The sequence below is a fragment of the Polyangium spumosum genome (genome assembly GCF_009649845.1).
GTDB classification, from domain to species: Bacteria; Myxococcota_A; Polyangia; order Polyangiales; family Polyangiaceae; genus Polyangium; species Polyangium spumosum.
Genome location: NZ_WJIE01000004.1, coordinates 191,861 through 209,115, shown reverse-complemented (window position 1 = coordinate 209,115; position 17,255 = coordinate 191,861). Strand labels below are relative to the sequence as shown.

13 protein-coding genes are annotated in these 17,255 nt (G+C 69.5%); 3 read left to right on the top strand and 10 right to left on the bottom strand.

Annotated features, from left to right (window positions below; genetic code table 11):
• Nucleotides 1–43 precede the first annotated feature (43 nt).
• Nucleotides 44–1,660 carry a WGR domain-containing protein gene (locus tag GF068_RS14800; protein WP_153820049.1) on the top strand — a complete coding sequence of 539 codons (1,617 nt, stop codon included), beginning with the start codon at nt 44–46 and terminating at the stop codon, nt 1,658–1,660.
• A gap of 22 nt (nt 1,661–1,682) precedes the next feature.
• On the opposite strand, the gene eutB is transcribed toward GF068_RS14800, so the two are convergent.
• Genes eutB through GF068_RS14785 form a run of 3 tightly spaced genes read right to left on the bottom strand, consistent with a single transcriptional unit; the run spans nt 1,683 to nt 6,550 of the window.
• Nucleotides 1,683–3,884, bottom strand: coding sequence for an ethanolamine ammonia-lyase subunit EutB (gene eutB / locus GF068_RS14795; protein ID WP_153820048.1), 2,202 nt, complete (start codon nt 3,882–3,884; stop codon nt 1,683–1,685).
• A gap of 16 nt (nt 3,885–3,900) precedes the next feature.
• A complete protein-coding gene (locus GF068_RS14790) occupies nt 3,901–5,319 on the bottom strand; it encodes an ethanolamine ammonia-lyase reactivating factor EutA (RefSeq protein ID WP_153820047.1) in 1,419 nt (472 codons plus the stop codon).
• Between the two features lie 28 nt (nt 5,320–5,347).
• On the bottom strand, nt 5,348–6,550 hold the full coding sequence (locus tag GF068_RS14785; protein WP_153820046.1) for a CehA/McbA family metallohydrolase domain-containing protein: 1,203 nt from the start codon (nt 6,548–6,550) through the stop codon (nt 5,348–5,350).
• Between the two features lie 147 nt (nt 6,551–6,697).
• Here GF068_RS14785 and GF068_RS14780 point away from each other — a divergent pair, with 147 nt between their 5' ends.
• Nucleotides 6,698–7,744, top strand: coding sequence for a hypothetical protein (locus GF068_RS14780; RefSeq protein ID WP_153820045.1), 1,047 nt, complete (start codon nt 6,698–6,700; stop codon nt 7,742–7,744).
• 3 nt (nt 7,745–7,747) lie between these two features.
• Here the strand turns inward: GF068_RS14780 and GF068_RS14775 are convergent, their stop codons facing one another.
• The 5 genes from GF068_RS14775 to GF068_RS14755 are packed head-to-tail and all read right to left on the bottom strand — an operon-like array spanning nt 7,748 to nt 13,539.
• On the bottom strand, nt 7,748–9,289 hold the full coding sequence (locus GF068_RS14775) for a TolC family protein (protein WP_153820044.1): 1,542 nt from the start codon (nt 9,287–9,289) through the stop codon (nt 7,748–7,750).
• Nucleotides 9,282–10,487, bottom strand: a complete 1,206-nt coding sequence (locus GF068_RS14770) for an ABC transporter permease (RefSeq protein ID WP_153820043.1) — start codon at nt 10,485–10,487, stop codon at nt 9,282–9,284. The genes GF068_RS14775 and GF068_RS14770 overlap by 8 nt, the downstream gene beginning before the upstream one ends.
• Nucleotides 10,487–11,191, bottom strand: coding sequence for an ABC transporter ATP-binding protein (locus tag GF068_RS14765; protein WP_338046389.1), 705 nt, complete (start codon nt 11,189–11,191; stop codon nt 10,487–10,489). The genes GF068_RS14770 and GF068_RS14765 overlap by 1 nt, the downstream gene beginning before the upstream one ends.
• The gene (locus GF068_RS14760; RefSeq protein WP_153820042.1) at nt 11,184–12,479 is read right to left on the bottom strand and encodes an efflux RND transporter periplasmic adaptor subunit; all 1,296 of its coding nucleotides are present in this window, start codon (nt 12,477–12,479) and stop codon (nt 11,184–11,186) included. The genes GF068_RS14765 and GF068_RS14760 overlap by 8 nt, the downstream gene beginning before the upstream one ends.
• 49 nt (nt 12,480–12,528) lie before the next feature.
• The gene (locus tag GF068_RS14755) at nt 12,529–13,539 is read right to left on the bottom strand and encodes an NADP-dependent oxidoreductase (protein ID WP_153820041.1); all 1,011 of its coding nucleotides are present in this window, start codon (nt 13,537–13,539) and stop codon (nt 12,529–12,531) included.
• A 67-nt stretch (nt 13,540–13,606) separates the two neighbouring features.
• On the opposite strand from GF068_RS14755, the gene GF068_RS14750 reads away from it, so the two are divergent.
• Nucleotides 13,607–14,962, top strand: coding sequence for a cytochrome P450 (locus tag GF068_RS14750; RefSeq protein ID WP_170319491.1), 1,356 nt, complete (start codon nt 13,607–13,609; stop codon nt 14,960–14,962).
• Between the two features lie 11 nt (nt 14,963–14,973).
• On the opposite strand, the gene GF068_RS14745 is transcribed toward GF068_RS14750, so the two are convergent.
• Together GF068_RS14745 and GF068_RS14740 are read right to left on the bottom strand one after the other, a co-directional pair.
• Nucleotides 14,974–15,549 (bottom strand): hypothetical protein, encoded by a 576-nt coding sequence (locus GF068_RS14745; protein ID WP_153820039.1) that lies wholly within the window; start codon nt 15,547–15,549, stop codon nt 14,974–14,976.
• Between the two features lie 14 nt (nt 15,550–15,563).
• Complete coding sequence (locus tag GF068_RS14740) at nt 15,564–16,856, bottom strand: neprosin family prolyl endopeptidase (RefSeq protein ID WP_170319490.1); 1,293 nt, start codon at nt 16,854–16,856, stop codon at nt 15,564–15,566.
• Nucleotides 16,857–17,255: the final 399 nt, after the last annotated feature.

The window sequence follows — 17,255 nt, the reverse complement described above, 5'->3', positions numbered from 1 at the left end:
CGTGCTCTCATCGGCCTGCCGGAAACCCGGAGGAGAGCACGTCATGGCCACCAAACGCACACCGAGCACCACGAAAAAGAGCACGCGCAAAGCGTCTCCCAGCGCCGCCTCGACACGCACCACCTCGGCCCCCCGGACGGCCGCCGCCCGCGCCCCGGCCCCCGCCGCCAAACGCAGCCGCACCGCCGCCTCCTCCGGCAGGTCCGCCGCCGCGCCCGCGCCCGCGCCCGCTGCCGCCGACGCGAACCGGACGTACCTCGAGCTCTCCGAGGACGGCGGCGGCTCCCACAAGTTTTACGAGGTGGTGATCGACGGGACGAAGGTCTCGATCCGGTATGGCCGCATCGGCGACGGCGGGCAGAAGCAGGAGCAGAAGTTCCGCACGGCCGCCGAGGCGCTGGGTTTCGCGCAGAAGAAGATCAACGAAAAAAAGAAGAAGGGCTACGAGGCGGCCGTGCAGGGCGTGCGGCAGAAGCGCGCCGTCACGCGCAGGACCATCACGAGCAAGCCCTCGGCGGAGAAGGACGCGCCCGTCCTCTGGAAGTTCGACTCCGGCGACGACGCGCTCGGCATCTACATCGACACGAAGCTCTTCTGGGTCGGCAACCAGAAGGGCGCCGTGTTCGCCGTGACGGCCGACGGCACGATCGAGCAGCAGTACAAGCTGCCCGACGGCGTGAAATGCATCATCGCCGACGACGACTGGCGGTACGCGGGCTGCGACGACGGCAACGTCTACGACCTCGGCGGCCACGTCCCGCGCCTCGCGTACGAGGTCGAGGAGAACGTCGACATCTTCTGGATCGACATCTACCGCGGCAAGCTCTGCGTCTCCGACGCGGGCGGCAACCTCGCGATCTTCGACCACGAGAATGAGACGAACTGGCGCAAGAAGAGCAAGGGGTACAGCGGCTGGATGGTGCGCGCCGACGAGAAGGGTGTCTATCACGGCCATTCGAGTGGCGTGACGAAATACGCCTGGAAGGACGGCAAGACGGTCTGGGAGGCGAAGACGAAAGGCGCCGTGCTCTTCGGCTGGCAGGAGGCCTCGGACGTCTACGCCGGCACGAGCGAGGACAAGATCCACGTCTTCACGAAGGACGGCAAGCCGGGCGTGATCTGCGATTGCGACGACTCGATCTACTCCTGCGCGGCTTCCCCCGGCGGCAAGTACATCTTCGGCGGCGACTCGAGCTCGTCGGTGTATTGCTTCGACAGCGCGGGCAAGCGCCTCTGGAAGCTCGCGACCGGGTGCGGCTCGGCGTACTCGATGCAATACCGCGACGAGCGCCTCTACATCGTCACGACGGACGGCGCGCTCGCCTGCATCGACGTGAGCGAGGAGGCGATCCAGAAGGCCCAGGCCGGCGAGGTGCCGGCGGCGCGTGACATCAAGGCCCCGAGCAAGGTCGAGGAGATCCCGTCGACGCAGCTCGAGACCACGCGCGACACGTCGAAGGGCGTGATCGTCGAATGCGTGAAGCAAGCCGGCAAGCTGCGCATGCGGGTCGTCTCGCCGGGCTTCAAATCGTCGTACAACTGCCAGTTCCCGCGCAACATCCGCGTCGAAGGCGCGAAATACGTCGTCGACGACGTGCGCGAGGTCGCGGGCGGCGGGTTCTACCGCGTGCTCGGCGAGATTCGCCGCCTCGCGCAATAAACGTTCGGCCCTCCCCTCCGCATCAGCCGCGAGACGAGAGCAACGCCTCCAGGCGATTGCCCGCCGCGCGGCGCCCGAGCACCTCGAACACCTTCTCCGCGATGACCCCGCCCGCTTCGATCGGCGGCAGGCCGCCGGCGTAGATGTTCGAGATGACCGTGTATTCGAAGCGCGCGTCGGGGTTGCCGCTGGACGCGGCGGCCTCTCGCCGCGTCTCGTCGTCCCGCAGGTGATACACGAGGTAAGCGGACAGGCTACGCGACGCGAGGGCGTCGCCGCCGGGGCGCTCGCCGATCAAGCAGATCACGAGATCACACTGGACGAGCTCCGCGACGTCCTCCGCGAGCTTCACCCGCCCATTCGGGGCCAGGAGGGGCTCGCCCATGGTGATGCCGCGGGCGCGCAGGCCGTCCTCGAGCACGGGCAGGAGCTCGCCCGCATTGTGGTGGACGGCCTCGGCGCTGAGCCCGTCGGAGACGAGGATCTGCACCTGGTGATGTTCGGGGACGAGCGTGGCGCGGGACGCGGGGGACACGCGCGCGCCGAGGTGCGGAGAATGCAGGTGCGCCTCCTTGGAAGGGGCCTCCGTGGTGATCACCCGGAATGCGGTGACCTCTCGCAATTCGTCCAGGCGGAGCTCGCTCTGCGTCGCCTCCCGGCCCACGGCCTGATGGAGCCGTACCTTGCGGCTGACCTCGTCGGCCGGCCGCGGCCCGGCGGTCTCGAAGCCGTGCAGGGCGGGCGTGGTGGCGACGAGGCCCGCGAGCTCCGCGTCGGATTCCAGAAACATTCGAGGATTCCCCCAGCTCGGTCCGCGGGCGACGCTGCCGTCCGGGAGCCTCTGGAAGATCCCCCGCTCGATCGCCCACGCCTCGTACTCCGGCGTCGTCCTTTTCCCGGAGAGCTCGCGCAAGGTCTGGTCGTCGTGCCCGCTCGTATCGAAATACGCGAGCATTCGATCGGTGTTGAGCGCGACATCCATGTAATAATTCGCGCCCGCCGTCGTGAGCATCTGCGTGGCCATCTGCTGCCCTTCGAGCGTGATGTGCGAGTGGAGCGTGAAGCACGGCGCCATGCCCATGGGCAGGCCGAGGAGCTTGCCCATGAAATGGTCCTGCAGGTTCGACACGATCATCTCGAAGTTGTCGAGGTGCGTCTCCGGCCCGATGAAGCCGGTCACGTTGTTCACCATGAAAGGATCGTACCGGCGCGCGAGGCCATAACAGAGGGCCTCGGTCGTCGTCATGTCGATGCCGTGGTGCTTTCCATAGGTGAACTCGCTCCCCTGGCCGGTCTCGAAATACATGAATTGCCGCGCGCCCGCCCCGAGCGCGCCCTGCTCGCGCATGGCGCGATACCCCTGATCGAGCAGCTCGACGGTGACGTCGAACTCGGCGGTGAGCGTCTTCTCGGTGCCGGCGAGGCTCTGGAAGAGGACCTCGACCGGCGCGCCTCGCGAGAGGCAAGCGAGCTGGGTCTTGATATGGCCGAGGACGCAGATCTGCGACGGCACGCCGGTCTTCCTGCGCAGTTTGTCGAGGTGGCGCAGGAGCGCGGAGACGTTCTCGACGGTGTCGATGGCGGGGTTGATGCCGAGCAACGCGTCCCCCGCGCCCACCGAGAGCCCCCAGTACACGAGGAGCGTGATCCCGCGCAGATCGTCGGTGGGGTGGTTCGGCTGCAGGCGCGAGGACAAGGTCCCCGGCAAACCCAGGGTCGTCCGCGCCTTCGTGGGCCGCGAGATGTGCCGCGCGAGGAAGACGAGCTCGTGCACGTCGCATATCTTCGCCAGCGCGGCCGCCATCACCCCGGTCAAGGCCTTGCCCACGCGCGCGCACTCGCCCGGCGCGCGCAAAAGACGGTTCTTCAGCCCGCCCACGGTCATCGATGCGATCTCGGCGAAGAGGGCGTGATCGATCGCGTAGTTGACCCGCATCACGGAGTCGACGTTGCCCTCGTCGTCGGTGAGCGGGTTGTCGTGGAGGTGGCGCAACGTCAACGAGGACAGGATCGTCCGCGCGGCCTCGCGATGCCGGGCGCTCTTCGCCGCGAGCCCCGCATTCCGGTCGCCGGCTTTGCTCTCGTCGGCGGCGCCGAGCAGGGCCTTCAGGCCGAGGAAAGAGACCTCCTCGTCGAGCACGGTCGTCCGGTAGACCTCGGGCGGCCGCGGCGGGGGAACCACGATGTCGGACAATGGCACGAGCGCCTGCGTGACCTGCTCCATCACTCCCTCGATTCTCTCAATCCAGCCCGTGAACCCAGACGGGGACGACGTGATCCTTCATGCGCCCGATCTGCGCGAAGCGGGCGTCCTTGACGAAGACCTCGTCGATGACGACGAGCGGGGTGGGGATCTGTCCCCAATCGCTGACGTACTGGCCGAGGGTCTTGCCCACGTTTTCGGCCACGAACAGGACGAGCGCCTGCGGGGGCGAGAGAGGACGCGCCCGCAATTCGTCGCGGATCCGGGCGCCGAGCCCGCGAAGGGCGGCGAGCGGAAGAATCGACGCTTCGATGCGCAAGCAGCCGCCGGACGGGCTCTCGCGCACGAGGCGAAGGAGCTCGTACACGCGGCTCTCGTCCGCGTCGCTCTCGAGGCGGCCGAGGATGGGCAGGTCGCGCAGGGGCAATAGGTCGGGCGACGAGAGGAAGACGGTCGCGCCGGAGATGTCCATGCTGTGGCGCATCATTCCGAAGACGGTCGCGCGGCCGAAATGGTCGGGGATCCACGCCGAGAGGTCCCGCGAAAGGACGTCGGACGAGAGGATCCGCTGTGCGAGATCGATCCCGAGATCACCAAACGACGTCGTCCGAGGCCACGGCGCGCCCCGCAGCTTTTCGTACACGAGCGCGCCCACGCCGCCCGAGAGCGTGACGACACGAGGCACCTCCGCGGGCGGCTCGATCGCGATCGCGGTGTGCTGGTGCAGCCGCGCGATCGGCGTCGTGAAGGTCTCGTTTTGCCCCGAGACCGCGGCTTCGAGCAGCGTCACGTAAAACGAGAGCACGGCGTCGACGTCGCCCGGGGAGAGCTCGTCGCCGGGCCCCCGGTGGATCCCCAGGTGATCGAGGAGCGCCCGCGCATACTTCGACACGGACACGATCCGATACCCGCCCGGCTCGACCTGGAGGTGCCGCGCCCCCACGAACAAACAACCCGTGCGGCGGACCTCTCCGTCGATTCCGAGCGCGAGGTTGGTCGTCCCGCCGCCGATGTCGAGGTTCAGGACCTCGACCCCCGGGCTTCGCCGCGATAGCCGCGCCGCGCTCCCGAGGAACGCCATCCACGATTCGAGGTTCGCGTCGCCGGCCGCCACGAGGATGGAGTCGCCGACGCGCCCGCGGAGGAGCGAAGCGAGCGCCGCCGCGTTGTCCCGCTGCGCCGCGAGGCCCGTGATGAGCGCGCCTCCGCCAAAGACGTCCCTCCCCGCGAGGCCTCCCTCGTCGAGCCACCGCTCGAGCAGCCCAAGGACAACCTGCTCGTCGATACGCCCCTCACGGAGCGGCGTGAAGACCGGGACGGATCGGTATTCCTCGGTGAGCCCGCCGAGCTCCACCCGGCCGGTCACGCAATTGCGCACCATCACAGCGGACGCGACCATCGCGCTGCTGGTGGTGCTGCCGAAGTCGAGGCCGAGCAGGCGGACGTTGCCACGCACCCGACCAATCAACCACGATTCGCGCCCGCTAAAAAGGGCAATTCACGTAGACCGGCCCCGAATACCCCGCGTCGACCCGCGCCCGGATCACGCTGCATCGGCCCGGTGTGACGGGGACGAACACACTCTGCCCCGGCCCCTCCGGCGTCACGACGGCGCCATTCGTATAGATCTGGATCTCCTCGCCCCGGGCGCGCGCCTCCACCATGGTGGCGTCACGGATCACGCTGCCCGGCGGCAGCCACGCGCCCCCCGCGGCCCGCACCTCGAACGAACACGCCGCCGGATCCCGCACGCAGACGCGCCCCGCGACGATGGCGTCCCGCACGCCCTTCGCCGAGCGCTCCTCCGCGAGCACGAACGTCGTCGCACGGAGATGGCCGCTGTGGCTGTCCGAGCCCCCGACCGGCACGAGGGGCCGCGCCCGCAGCGGGACCTCCCGATCGAGCCGCGCGAACGTCGCCTCCAGCGTGCTCGCGGCGTCCCCGAGCAGGAAGCGGTCGCGGAGCTCCGTCACCGCGAGGTTGTACACCTCGAAGGCCTGGGCGATCCGATCGGCCGCGACGATCTCCTCCGGATACGGCCCCGGCGCCGTGAACGGGCGCCACGACAGGTTCGCGCGGGCCATGCGGATCACCGAATCGAGCGGCGTGAGCAGCGGATGATTGACGACGAGCACGCCCCCGTGCCGCACGAATGCCGTGAAGAACCTCGACGGATCCGTGAGGGCCGCGCGCGCCGAGACGTCGGCGTAGACCGCGTCGAGATCCGCGAACCCCGCGCCCACGTGCCCATATTCGCGATCGGTGTACTCGAACCCGACGATGAAGATCGGCTCGCCCTCCCCTTTCGGCACGGCTTGCTCGAGCGCCCGAAGCTCGGCGCGCACCTTCTGCCGCGAGGGCTCGCTCTGGAAAAACTGCGACCGCACGTGCGGCGTGAGGACCACGAAATCGAGCCGCTCCGCGCGGACGAGCTCGATGGTCTCGGCCATCCCGCGGCTCACGTGCCGCGGCGAGTCCGGGGGGCTCACGTGGCAATGCATGTCCCCGCCGAGCAGCAGAAAGGGGCTCTTCGCCTCCGGGAGGACCACCGCGGGCGCCTCGAGCGGCGCCGGCCGGTGGGCGCTCGACATGCTGGCGTCGAGCAGGTGATGCGAGATCGAACGGCCGCAGCCGGCGAGGAGCGAGAGAGAGAGGAGGAGGGCCTTCGTCTCGAGCGCGCGCTTCACGGGGTTCCTCTTCTCATGGCCGGGCTTGGACGACGCGGCAAGGACGAGCTTGGGCGCAAAGCGTGGAGGGAGGGGAAGCTACGAATTCGGAAATCACGCCGCCCAAGGCCGAGCTCGGCTGGCGCGCCGCGTGCTTTTCGAGCCGGCATGCTCACGCTCCTCTCGAGCTCCGCGTGGGATGTCCTCCAGAGGCGCTCGGTTTTCCGCGAATCCACGCCGCTCGCCGAGGCCGGCGAGCGCGTCGAGCGTGTCGTCACGGAGGAATACATCACGCGCGTCGTGGCCATGAGAGACGCCGCTGCGCGCAATTTGCTCATCACCCAGGCCTACTGCGATCTCTCGATCGAAGCCGCGGATCTCCTCGGCAGCGGCGCGGCCATCAACTGGTGCACGATGGCCGCGTGGGCCTCGCGCCGCGCGGGACAATCCATCCGCGGCGAGGATCTCCCGGGCCAGAAGCTCGTGGCGCGGGCCGCGGCGCGCGTGCCAGGCGCGCGGCTCCTCCTCGACGTCATGCGCGACGTCTCGCGCGAGGTCGGCGAGGGCAACCGCGAGGTCTTCCTGGAGGTCGCCCCGGCCTTCGCCGGCTTCACGCGCGCCTACCGCAGCGGAGACGACGCGCTCGCCGCGTTTTTCGCCGGCTTCACGCAGGGCCCGCCCGAGCGCGGCGGGCAGGACATCCTCCGCCGCGCCTTCGAGCTCTACCTCGAAGCGGCCCGCGCGCCCGCGGGCAAACACAAGGCCGAGCTGCTCTACGCGGCGAACCTGCACGTCGCCCTCCAGGAGCAGACGCGCCTGCAAGGCCGGATCGCGGCCGCGATGCCCGGCGGCCCCACCACACGCGTGATCGTCACGAAGGCCCTGCTCGAGCTCGAGCTCGGCGGCGGCACGGCCATCCATCGCCTCGGCGAGGACCTGCCGAACGGGCCCTTCGGCGAGCACCTGGAGGCGCTCGAAGACCCGGAGCTCGTGACCTTCGTCCTGCGCTACGACGCCGACATCGCGTCGACCTGCGGCAGCCGCGCCGAGCGCTGGGACTCGCTCGCCGATCGGATGCGCTTCATCGTGGAGCTCTTCCGCTTGCACGGGAGCGACGCCTCGCTCTTCGAGGAGCCGCTCGGCGCCGCGGAGTGGCTCGCGCGCACCGGCCGCCCGAGGCCGCGGCGCCCGTTCTTGTCGCGGCCTCCTCGCTGAAGCTCACTTCTCCGCGGGGATGCCGCCCGCGACCCGCGCCGCGATGCGACCCATCGCGTGCTCGAGCGCGAGCATGGCCTGGACCCGATCCACCGTGGCCCGCGCGACGCGCAGGCGCGCCGTACGCACGGCGTCCTCGGCCTGCTGCACCTGCAGGGGCGTCGAGGCGCCGAGCGCGAAGCGCGCCCGCTCGGCCTCGACCTGCCTCTCGGCGATCGCCACGGTCTTCGCCGCCGCGGCGCGCCTCTGCTCGGCCGCCTCGAGCTGCGCGACGAGGCGCACCGCGACGATGCGGACCCGGCTGCGCGCGGCTTCGAGGTTGTTCTTCGCGATCTGCGCGCCGATACGCGCGTTCTCGACCTCCGCCGACTCCCGCGCCGTCGAGAGCGGCGCCTCGAAGAGGAACCCCACGTACCCGCCCACGGCCCCGAACGTCCCGATCTGCGCGAACGCCGGCCCGACCGAGCCATTGCCGAGCCCGCGCAGCTCCACGTACCCCTCCACGTCGAGCCGCGGCCGGTACGCGTCGCCCGCGACCTGCGCGCGTGACTCGGCCGAGGCGACCCTCGCCTCGAGCTCCTTCAGCTCGGGCGAGAGCGCGGCGAGCGCCTTCTCGACCTCCGCCACGGTCGGCGTCTGCGGATCCGAGGGGCTGCCCGCGGCCCGCAGGCGCACGTTCGGATCGGGCGCGGCGAGCAGCTGCGAGAGCTCGAGCCCGCGCTGCATCTCGAGCATCTCCGCCGACGTGACCGACTCCCCGAGCGTCGCCATACGCGTCTCGAACGAGAGCACGTCGACCTCGGCGATCGCCCCCTTCTCGCGCCGCTGCTCGGCCGCGTCGCGCTCGGCCTTCGCGAGATCCCGCGCGGCGAGCTCGATGCCGAGCGCGCGTGACGCATACCAGAGCTCCCAGTACGCCGTGAGCGTGTCGCGCACGACCTCGCTCGCCACGCGCTCGCGCCCCTCCTGCGCGGCGGCCCGATCGAGCTCCGCGGCCCTTAGCCCTGCCTCGCCGATGCGTGTCCCTGCGCCGCGGAGGATGGGCTGCGAGAGCGTGAGCCGCGTCGAGAGCAGATACCCCGTGCCCGCCGCGCCCGCCGTGATGAGCTCACCGACGGCGCTCGTCGTGGAGTTGCGGCTCGCCTGCACGGCGAGCGACACGACCGTGCCGGTCGAGAAATCCTTCCGCAGCGCCCCGCTGACGGAGAACGTATCCCGCCGGCCCACGGCGACCTCGCCGTCCCGCTGCAGCGCGGGCGACGCGCTGCGCGTGTATCCCCCGTTCGCCGTGAGCACGAACGGAAACCGCGCCTCCTGCGCCCGCACGAGGGCGAGCGCCTGCTTCTCCGTGAGAATGGCCGACGCGAGGGTCGGGTTGTGCCGGAGCGTGAGCGCAATGACGTCACTCTCCGTGATCTCGTGTTTCACGGGGGCCCCCGCGCGCGCGGCCGGCTTTGGCTGCGCCTCCTGGGCAGACGCGTCCGCGGCGGCCAGGGCGAGCGCGAGTGAACACACGGCGACGCACCATTTCGACGGTCTATTCATGACGCAATGCCTCGATGGGGTTGAGGCGCGCCGCCTTGCGCGCCGGCAGATACCCGAAGATGACGCCGACGGCCGCGGAGAACGCGAAGGCCCCGGCCACCGTGCCCGGCGAGATGACGAACGGCAGAGAGAGGCTCTGCGTCGCCATGTACGAGAGCGAGAGCCCGAAGAGGATCCCGAGGATCCCGCCGAGCAGCGCGAGCACCACCGCCTCCACGAGGAACTGCAAGAGCACCTCGCTCGCGAGCGCCCCGATCGCGAGCCGCGTACCGACCTCGCGCGTCCGCTCGGTGACGCTCACGAGCATGATGTTCATGATGCCGATGCCCCCGACGAGCAGGCTCACGGCCGCGATCCCGCCGAGCAGGCCCGTCATGGAGGACGTGACGCTGCTCATCGTATCGGCGATCTCCTGCATGTTCCGCACGGTGAAATCGTCGACCGCGCCGGGCTGGATGCGCCGCCGCTCGCGCAAAAGGTCCTCGACCTGCATCTGCACCGAGCTCGTCGCCTGCGCGTCCTCGACCTGCAGATACACCGAGCCGATGTTGTTGTTGCCCGCGATGCGCCGCTGGAAGGCGCGGAGCGGCATGAGGACCACGTCGTCCTGATCGCCGCCCATCGCGGCCTGGCCCTTCGACGCGAGCACGCCCATGACGAGGCAGGAGACCTGCTTCACGCGGATGCGCTGGCCCAGGGGCATCGTCGCGCCAAACAGGTTCTCCCGCACGGTCTTTCCGATGATGCAGACGGGCGCGCCCCCGGTCGCCTCGACCTCGGAGAACGTCCGCCCGACCTCGATCTTGTAGCCGCGGACCTCGAAGTACCCCTCGTTCACGCCGATCACGTTCGTCGGCCAGTTCTGGTTGCCGAAGACCACCGTCGTGCCCGACTGCGCGGTCGGCGAGAGCGCCTTGATCCCGGCCACCTCGCGCTCGATCGCCTCGACGTCCTCCCTCTCGAACGGGATCGCCGGCGTGCGCTCCGGCCCGCGCCGCGCCGCGCCGGGCGAGACCACGAGCATGTTCTCGCCGAGCGCGCCGACGTCGCTCCGCACCTTCTGCGTCGCCCCCTCGCCGATCGTCACCATCGCGATCACGGCGCCGACGCCGATCATGATGCCGAGCATCGTCAGGAACGAGCGGAGCGCGTTTTTCCGCACCTCGCGCAGGGACATGATCAAGGTCGCCCAGAGCATCAGCGGTTCCCCGAGATGATTTTGCCGTCGCGGAACACGATCGTCCGCGTCCCGTATTCGGCCATGTCCGGCTCGTGCGTCACCATCACCACGGTGATGCCGTGCTCGCGGTTGAGGCGGACCATGAGCTCCATGATCTCGGCCTTCCGCGTCGTATCGAGGTTTCCCGTCGGCTCGTCCGCGAGCAGCAGCGACGGGTCCGTCACGAGCGCCCGCGCGATGGCCACGCGTTGCTGCTGGCCGCCCGAGAGCTTCGCGCTCGTGTGCCCCGCGCGGTCCGAGAGCCCCACGAGATCGAGCGCCTTCAGCGCCCGCTGCCGCCGCTCCTCCGCCGGCACGCGCCGATAAACGAGCGGCAGCTCCACGTTCTCGAGCGCCGTCGTCCGCGCGAGCAGGTTGAACTGCTGGAACACGAACCCGATGAAATGGCGCCGCAAGAGCGCGCGCTGGTCCTGATCGAGCTCGCAGACGTTGACGCCACGAAAGAGGTACGCGCCGGACGTGGGCACATCCAGGCAACCGATCATGTTCATCGCGGTCGACTTGCCCGAGCCGCTCGACCCCATGATGCTGACGAACTCCCCGGGATCGATGCGCATGTCGACGCCGTCGAGCGCGCGCACCTCCGACTCGCCCTCGCCGTAGATCTTCTCGACCCTCCGGAACTCGACGATCGGATAGGCCGCGGGCGGGGCCTCAGCCACGCGGCGCCTCCGTCATGCTCACCACGACCTCGGTCCCCTCGCCGATCTCCTCCGAGCGGACCTCCGTGCGAATGCCGTCCGTCGCCCCGACCTCCACCTTCACCCGGCGCGGCTCGGCGTCCGTGGAGAGCCAGAGCGCCGGCTCGCGGGGCCCGCCCGAGCCCGCCGGCCGCGTCTGCTGCCCCGGCCTCGGGCGCCGGTTCATGGGCATGAACGGGTTCACCGTCGCGCCTTGCGCTTGCTGCTGCTTGCGGAACGGGTTGAACCGCAGCGCCGCATTCGACACGAGCAGCACGTCCTTGCGCTCCTCGGTGGTGATCGTCGCCGTCGCCGTCATCCCGGGCCGGAGCAATCCTTTCGAATTGTCGACCGACAGCCACGCCTCGTACGTGACCACCGTCGTCCCCGCCGTCGGCATGTTCTTCACGGCGAGCACCTTCGACACGAAGGTCTGCTGCGGGTACGCGTCGACCGTGAAGCTCGCGTCCTGCGCTTCCTTCACCGCGCCCACGTCGGCCTCGTCCACCTGCACGTTGAGCTGGAGCTCGGCCAGATCCGCCGCGAGCACGAAGAGCACCGGCGTCTGCAGGCCCGACGTGACGGTTTGCCCCGGCTCGACGGCGCGGTTCAGCACCACGCCGTCGATCGGCGAACGGATGACCGCCTTCATGAGGTTCGTCTTCGCGACCTTGAGCGACGCATGCGCCAGCGTCACCTGCGAGCCCGCCGACGACACCTGCGCCTGGGCGCGCTTGTGGTTCGCCTGCGCCGTCTCGACCTCCTGCGCCGCCGTGAGGCCCTGGCCCGCCATGGCCTCCGCGCGACCGAGCTTCAGCTTCGCCTCGTTCGCCGTCGCGCGGGCGTTGACGAGCGACGCATTGGCCGAGGCGAGCTGCGCCGTCGCCTCCTCGACCCGCGCCGTGTATTGCTCGGTGTCGATCTCGGCGAGGATCTGGCCCTTCGTCACCTTGTCGTTGAAATTGACGTGGACCTCGAGCACCCGGCCCGTGATCTCCGCGCCGACCTCCACGGTGTTGCGCGCCTTCAGCGTGCCCGTCGCCGTCACGGTCACCCGCAGATCGCCGCGCTCGACCTTCTGCGACTGGTACTTCGTGCCCTCCGCGGCGGCTGCGGCCTTCTGTTTCCACGCGTAGAAGCCGCCGCCGCCGGCGGTGAGGAGGACGGCGGCGAGCAGCACCCACGGCCATCGCCGCCGCTTGCCCCGCGCGACGACCCGGAGGACCTCCGGATCTCCGCCGGCCGGCTCGTTGGTTCGAGGAGATGTCATGATCGTTCCCCTTGGACGGCCCCCGAGGCGGTCACCCTACGCGGGAACCTCAACCGTCCGCCACCTTGACGAGCTGCTTGCCCGTGTTCGCCCCCGTGAAGAGGCGCCGCAGCGCCGCGGGCGCGTTCTCCAGGCCCTCCACGACATCCACGCGATCCTGGATCCGCCCCTCGGCCGCCCACCGCGCGAGGTCCCCGATGGCCTCGCCGAACCGATCGGCGTAGTCCGTCACGAGGAACCCTTCCATGCGCCCGCGCTTGATGACGAGGTTCATGAGGTTGCGCGGCCCGGACGAGCCCGCGGGGTTGTTGTAATCGCCGATCGAACCGCAGAGCACGACCCGCCCGCGCATCGCCAGGTGCGCGAGCGCGGCCTCCAGGATGGCGCCGCCGACGTTGTCGAAATACACGTCGATCCCGCCCGGGCAGAGCTCGCCCAGCCGCTTCTTCACGTCCTCGGCCTTGTAATCGATCGCCGCGTCGAACCCGAGCTCGTCCTTGATCCACGCGCACTTCGCCGGTCCCCCTGCGATACCCACGACCCGCGCGCCCTTGATCTTCGCGATCTGTCCCACGGCATTACCCGTCGCGCCCGCGGCGCCCGAGACCACGACCGTCTCGCCCTCCTTCACGCGCCCCACGTCGAGCAGCCCGAAATACGCGGTGAGCCCCGTGAGCCCGAGGAGCGAGAGCGCCATCGTCGGCGGCGTGCCCGGCGGCAGCTTCCTCGGCCCGCGGACCGAGGGCTCCATCACGGCGTGGGTCTGCCAGCCCGTCATCCCGTACACGAGATCCCCCGGCGAGAAGTCGGGCAGGTTCGAGCGCAAGACACGCCCGACGCCGCCCGCGCGCATCACCTCGCCGATCGCCACGGCCGGCAGGTACGAGTCGTACGCGCTCCAGATCCGCTGCGTCGGATCCACCGACAGATACAGCGTCTGGACGAGGATCTGCCCCGGCCCGAGCTCCGGCACGGCCTCCTCCTGCCACGAGAAATCACTGTCCTTGATCATCCCCTCCGGCCGCGCGGCGAGCCGAAAGCAGCGGTTCACATCCGTCATCGTGTCCTCCTCTCGGCGCGCACCCTATCCGGCGACCGCGCCTCGAGCAATGCTAGGCTTCGCGCCCATGCACCTCCCCCCCGGCCCCGCCCTGCACCCGGCCATCGCCGTCCTCCCCTATCTGTACCGCCCGTTCCCCTTCCTCGAGGCCATGGGCAAGCGGTACCCGGACGCCTTCACCATGCGCTTCCCGGCCATGCCCAAGCCGGCCGTGGTGTTCCACCGCCCCGAGGCGGCCAAGGAGGTCTTCGCCCTCGGCGCGGACGACGCGCACGCCGGCCAGGTCAACGCCGTGCTCGGCCCGATCCTCGGCAAGGCCTCGCTCCTCCTGCTCGACGGCAAGGAGCACCTCCGCCAGCGCAAGCTGCTCATGCCGCCCCTGCACGGCGAGCGCATGTCCTCCTATGGCGCGCGCATGGTCGACCTCACCGAGGCCTCGATCACCACCTGGCCCGAGCGCAAGCGTTTCCCCGTCCACGAGCACCTGCAGGCCATCACGCTCGACGTCATCCTTCGGGTCGTCTTCGGCATCGACGAGGGCGAGCTCTTTGATCGATTGCGCGAGCGCCTCATGGGCATCCTGGAGCTCGCGACGAACCCGATCCTCCTCTTGCCCATGTTCCAGCGGGACCTCGGCCCCCTCACGCGCTGGACGACCTTGACCCGGACCCTCACCGAGGCCGACGAGATGCTCTACGCGGAGATCCGGCGCCGCCGCGCCTCGGGCGAGCGTGGCGACGACATCCTCTCGCTCCTGCTCGACGCGCGCGACGAGCAAGGCGAGCCCATGAGCGACAACGAGCTACGCGACGAGCTCATGACCCTTCTCGCCGCGGGCCACGAGACCACCGCGACGGCGCTCTCCTGGGCGCTGCGGTGGATCCTCGCCTCGAAGAGCCTCGCCCCGCGCCTCGTCCGCGAGCTCGAGGCCGAAGGCGCCCTGCCCGACCTCGCGCCCGAGCGAATCGCGCGTTGCGCCCTTCTCGACGCCACGGCGCGCGAGGCCTTGCGCCTGCAGCCCGTGGTCCCGATGGTCGGCCGCCTCCTGCAAAAGCCTGCGCGGATCGGCGGCTACGACCTCGAGGCAGGCACGCCCGTCCTCGTCTCGATTTACCTCATTCATCGCCGGCCCGAGCTCTACCCGGACCCCACGCGCTTCGATCCCGACCGATTCTTGCGCCAGCGATTCGGCCCGCACGAGTGGTTGCCCTTCGGCGGGGGCATCCGCCGCTGCATCGGCATGGCCTTCGCGCTCTACGAAATGAAGATGATCCTCGCCACGATCCTCGCGCGCGCCGAGCTGCGCCTGCCCCTCTTCGGCAAGGTCCACGAGGTCCGCCGCGGCGTGACGATCACGCCGTCGGGCGGGATGCCGCTCGTCATGGAGCGGCGGGCTTCGGGGAGCGGGCAGCGGGTGAATTGACCCGCCCCGTCTCACCGTCCGCGTGGAGCGGGCTTCGGGTCGATGACGGGCGGGCGGATTCCCGTTCCGGGCTCGTACCACCAGTCTGGATGAATCGAATTTCCGTTCGGGCATACCCGGACCGGATGGATGGTCCCGCATTGCTTGCCGGGCCAGTTGCCGAAGGGCATGCAGGTCGTGTCCGGCCCTGCCCACCTGTGGCATTCGGCGTCGGACTCGCACGACCGGCACAGGCCGGCCAGGCACAGATACCCTGCACACTCATACGGCGATTCGCGCGTGAAACGCGCGGTAGTAGAGCATCGCAGGCCATAGTAATTTCCAGGCGTCGGCCACGCGCATACGCCGCGGTCGCAGAAGCCGCCCGGGCAGTCGCTGTCCTTCGCGCAGGGGCGGCCACGGACATCGACGCCGCCGTCCTCGGTCGGTGCCACGACGTGCTCCTCGCAGTACATGTAAAGTTCCTGCCTGTCCGGCGGCGGCAGGTGCGGCGGCGGCGGCGGGGCCGCGCCGCACCCGTGGAGCAAGGCGAGCGGGCCGCACAGAGCGATGAGCATCGCGACGAACTGCGTGAGCCCTAGCTTCATCGATTGTCCTCCACTCACGGGTAGGTGCAGCCCGGCGAATCGCCGCCGGGTCCGCCCACGTACAGAATTCGTTGAAACTGCGGTCCCAAGGTCGCGCTCTCGTCCTGGAGGCCGGAGCTCGTGTAGCAGAGAGGGTTGTTCGGCTCCGACGGGAGGGCGGCATCGGGCCATTGCGGTGCCGCGAAGGCGTCGAGGTATTGCGGCAGCCGGAAATGCGCGGCGCGCCCCAGCCCCTCCGCCGCGAACTCTCCGCTCCCCATGTCGGTCACGTCCCAGGTTTCGGTGTTGCGATCGCGCACCTCGCCGTACCAGTGGGCTTCGCACGCGCTGAACTCGATCTGGTCGAGCCCTTCCCGGGGGTAGTACCCGAGCCAGTTACCGTTATGCGCAATCCACCAGTTCCCGCCGAAAAGCTGTATCTCGAACCTCGACTCGTAGATCGCGCCGCCCACGGTCGAGACCGGGGTGAGCACCGCCCCGGGGGCGTAGGGCGCGCCGGCCCGGCCGATGAAGCCCGTCGTCTTTTGTCCGATGTACACACCGGCCTTCATGACCGCGCCCTCGATGCCGCCGATGCCCGGACCGATCGCCCTATCTCCGGCCGTGAGGAACTCGACCTGCAGCCGGGTCGAGGGCACGGTCAGCTCGAAGTTGGCCCGATCCCGCGACGCCATCACGCCCACCATGTCGAGCGTCTTGTCTCTATCCGGACCCGGACACAGGATCGCCATTTCCAGAATGTTCGTGCCGAACGCGTCGACCTTGCCGTCGTACGGGTTGACGAAGGTCCTCGCGCCCGTGTTCTGCACAGGCAGAGCGACCCCAGCATAGAGCCGAGCAGATGACCCCGGCGCCCCCGGCACGGTCTGCCTGATGAACGCCGAAAGGGACGCCGCCGGCACCTCGCCGAACACGTACGGCGCGAACCGCGGTCGAATCACCGGGACCGACCAGGCGAGTCCCTGCGCGTCGTAATCGTCATCGATTTCGGTCCCCTGCGCCATGACCTCGGGCGGCAACTCGTACACCGGATCCGGCGGCGCCTCGATCTCCGAGCCGGGCACGCTGGCTGGATCCAGGTAATCGATGACGTCGCAGCTACGCGTCTGCTTCGTCGCGAGGATGACCCAGCCGGACTCTTGGTACCAGGTCGCGAGGAAGCGATCGACCTCGTTCTGGCGAGCTTGCTGCTCGGCGTTCAGCTCGTCGGGCGCGCATCGCTCCAGAGACGGCTTCGGCAAGGCCGGCGCCTCCTCACCCCCGAGAATCGTGCAGCCTGACAGTGGCAGCGTCGCCGCAGCAATCAAAAGAATGTTCCGTCGTTGCATCGTTCCGTCCGCCCCTTTGTGTCGGCATGCATGCTCGCAGGCAGCGATGAGCTATGTCAAGCGTGGCTACCCCAGAGTACGCGGCCCATCCGAAAACGTCGCGTCCGCCCCCTCGGCCTTCCCGTCCGGGCAAACCTCACCTCTCCTCGATACGAACCTCCCCTCTCGTCCATACCAACAGCATTCCCGTCCATTCGAACCACCTCTCTCCTCGACACGAGCCTCCCCTCTCGTCCACACCAACCCCACTCCCGTCCGCGCGAACCACCTCTCTCCTCGACACGAGCCTCCCCTCTCGTCCCTACCAACCGGGCTCCCGTCCGCGCGAACCACCTCCCTCCTCGACACGAGCCTCCCCTCTCGTCCCTACCAACCGGG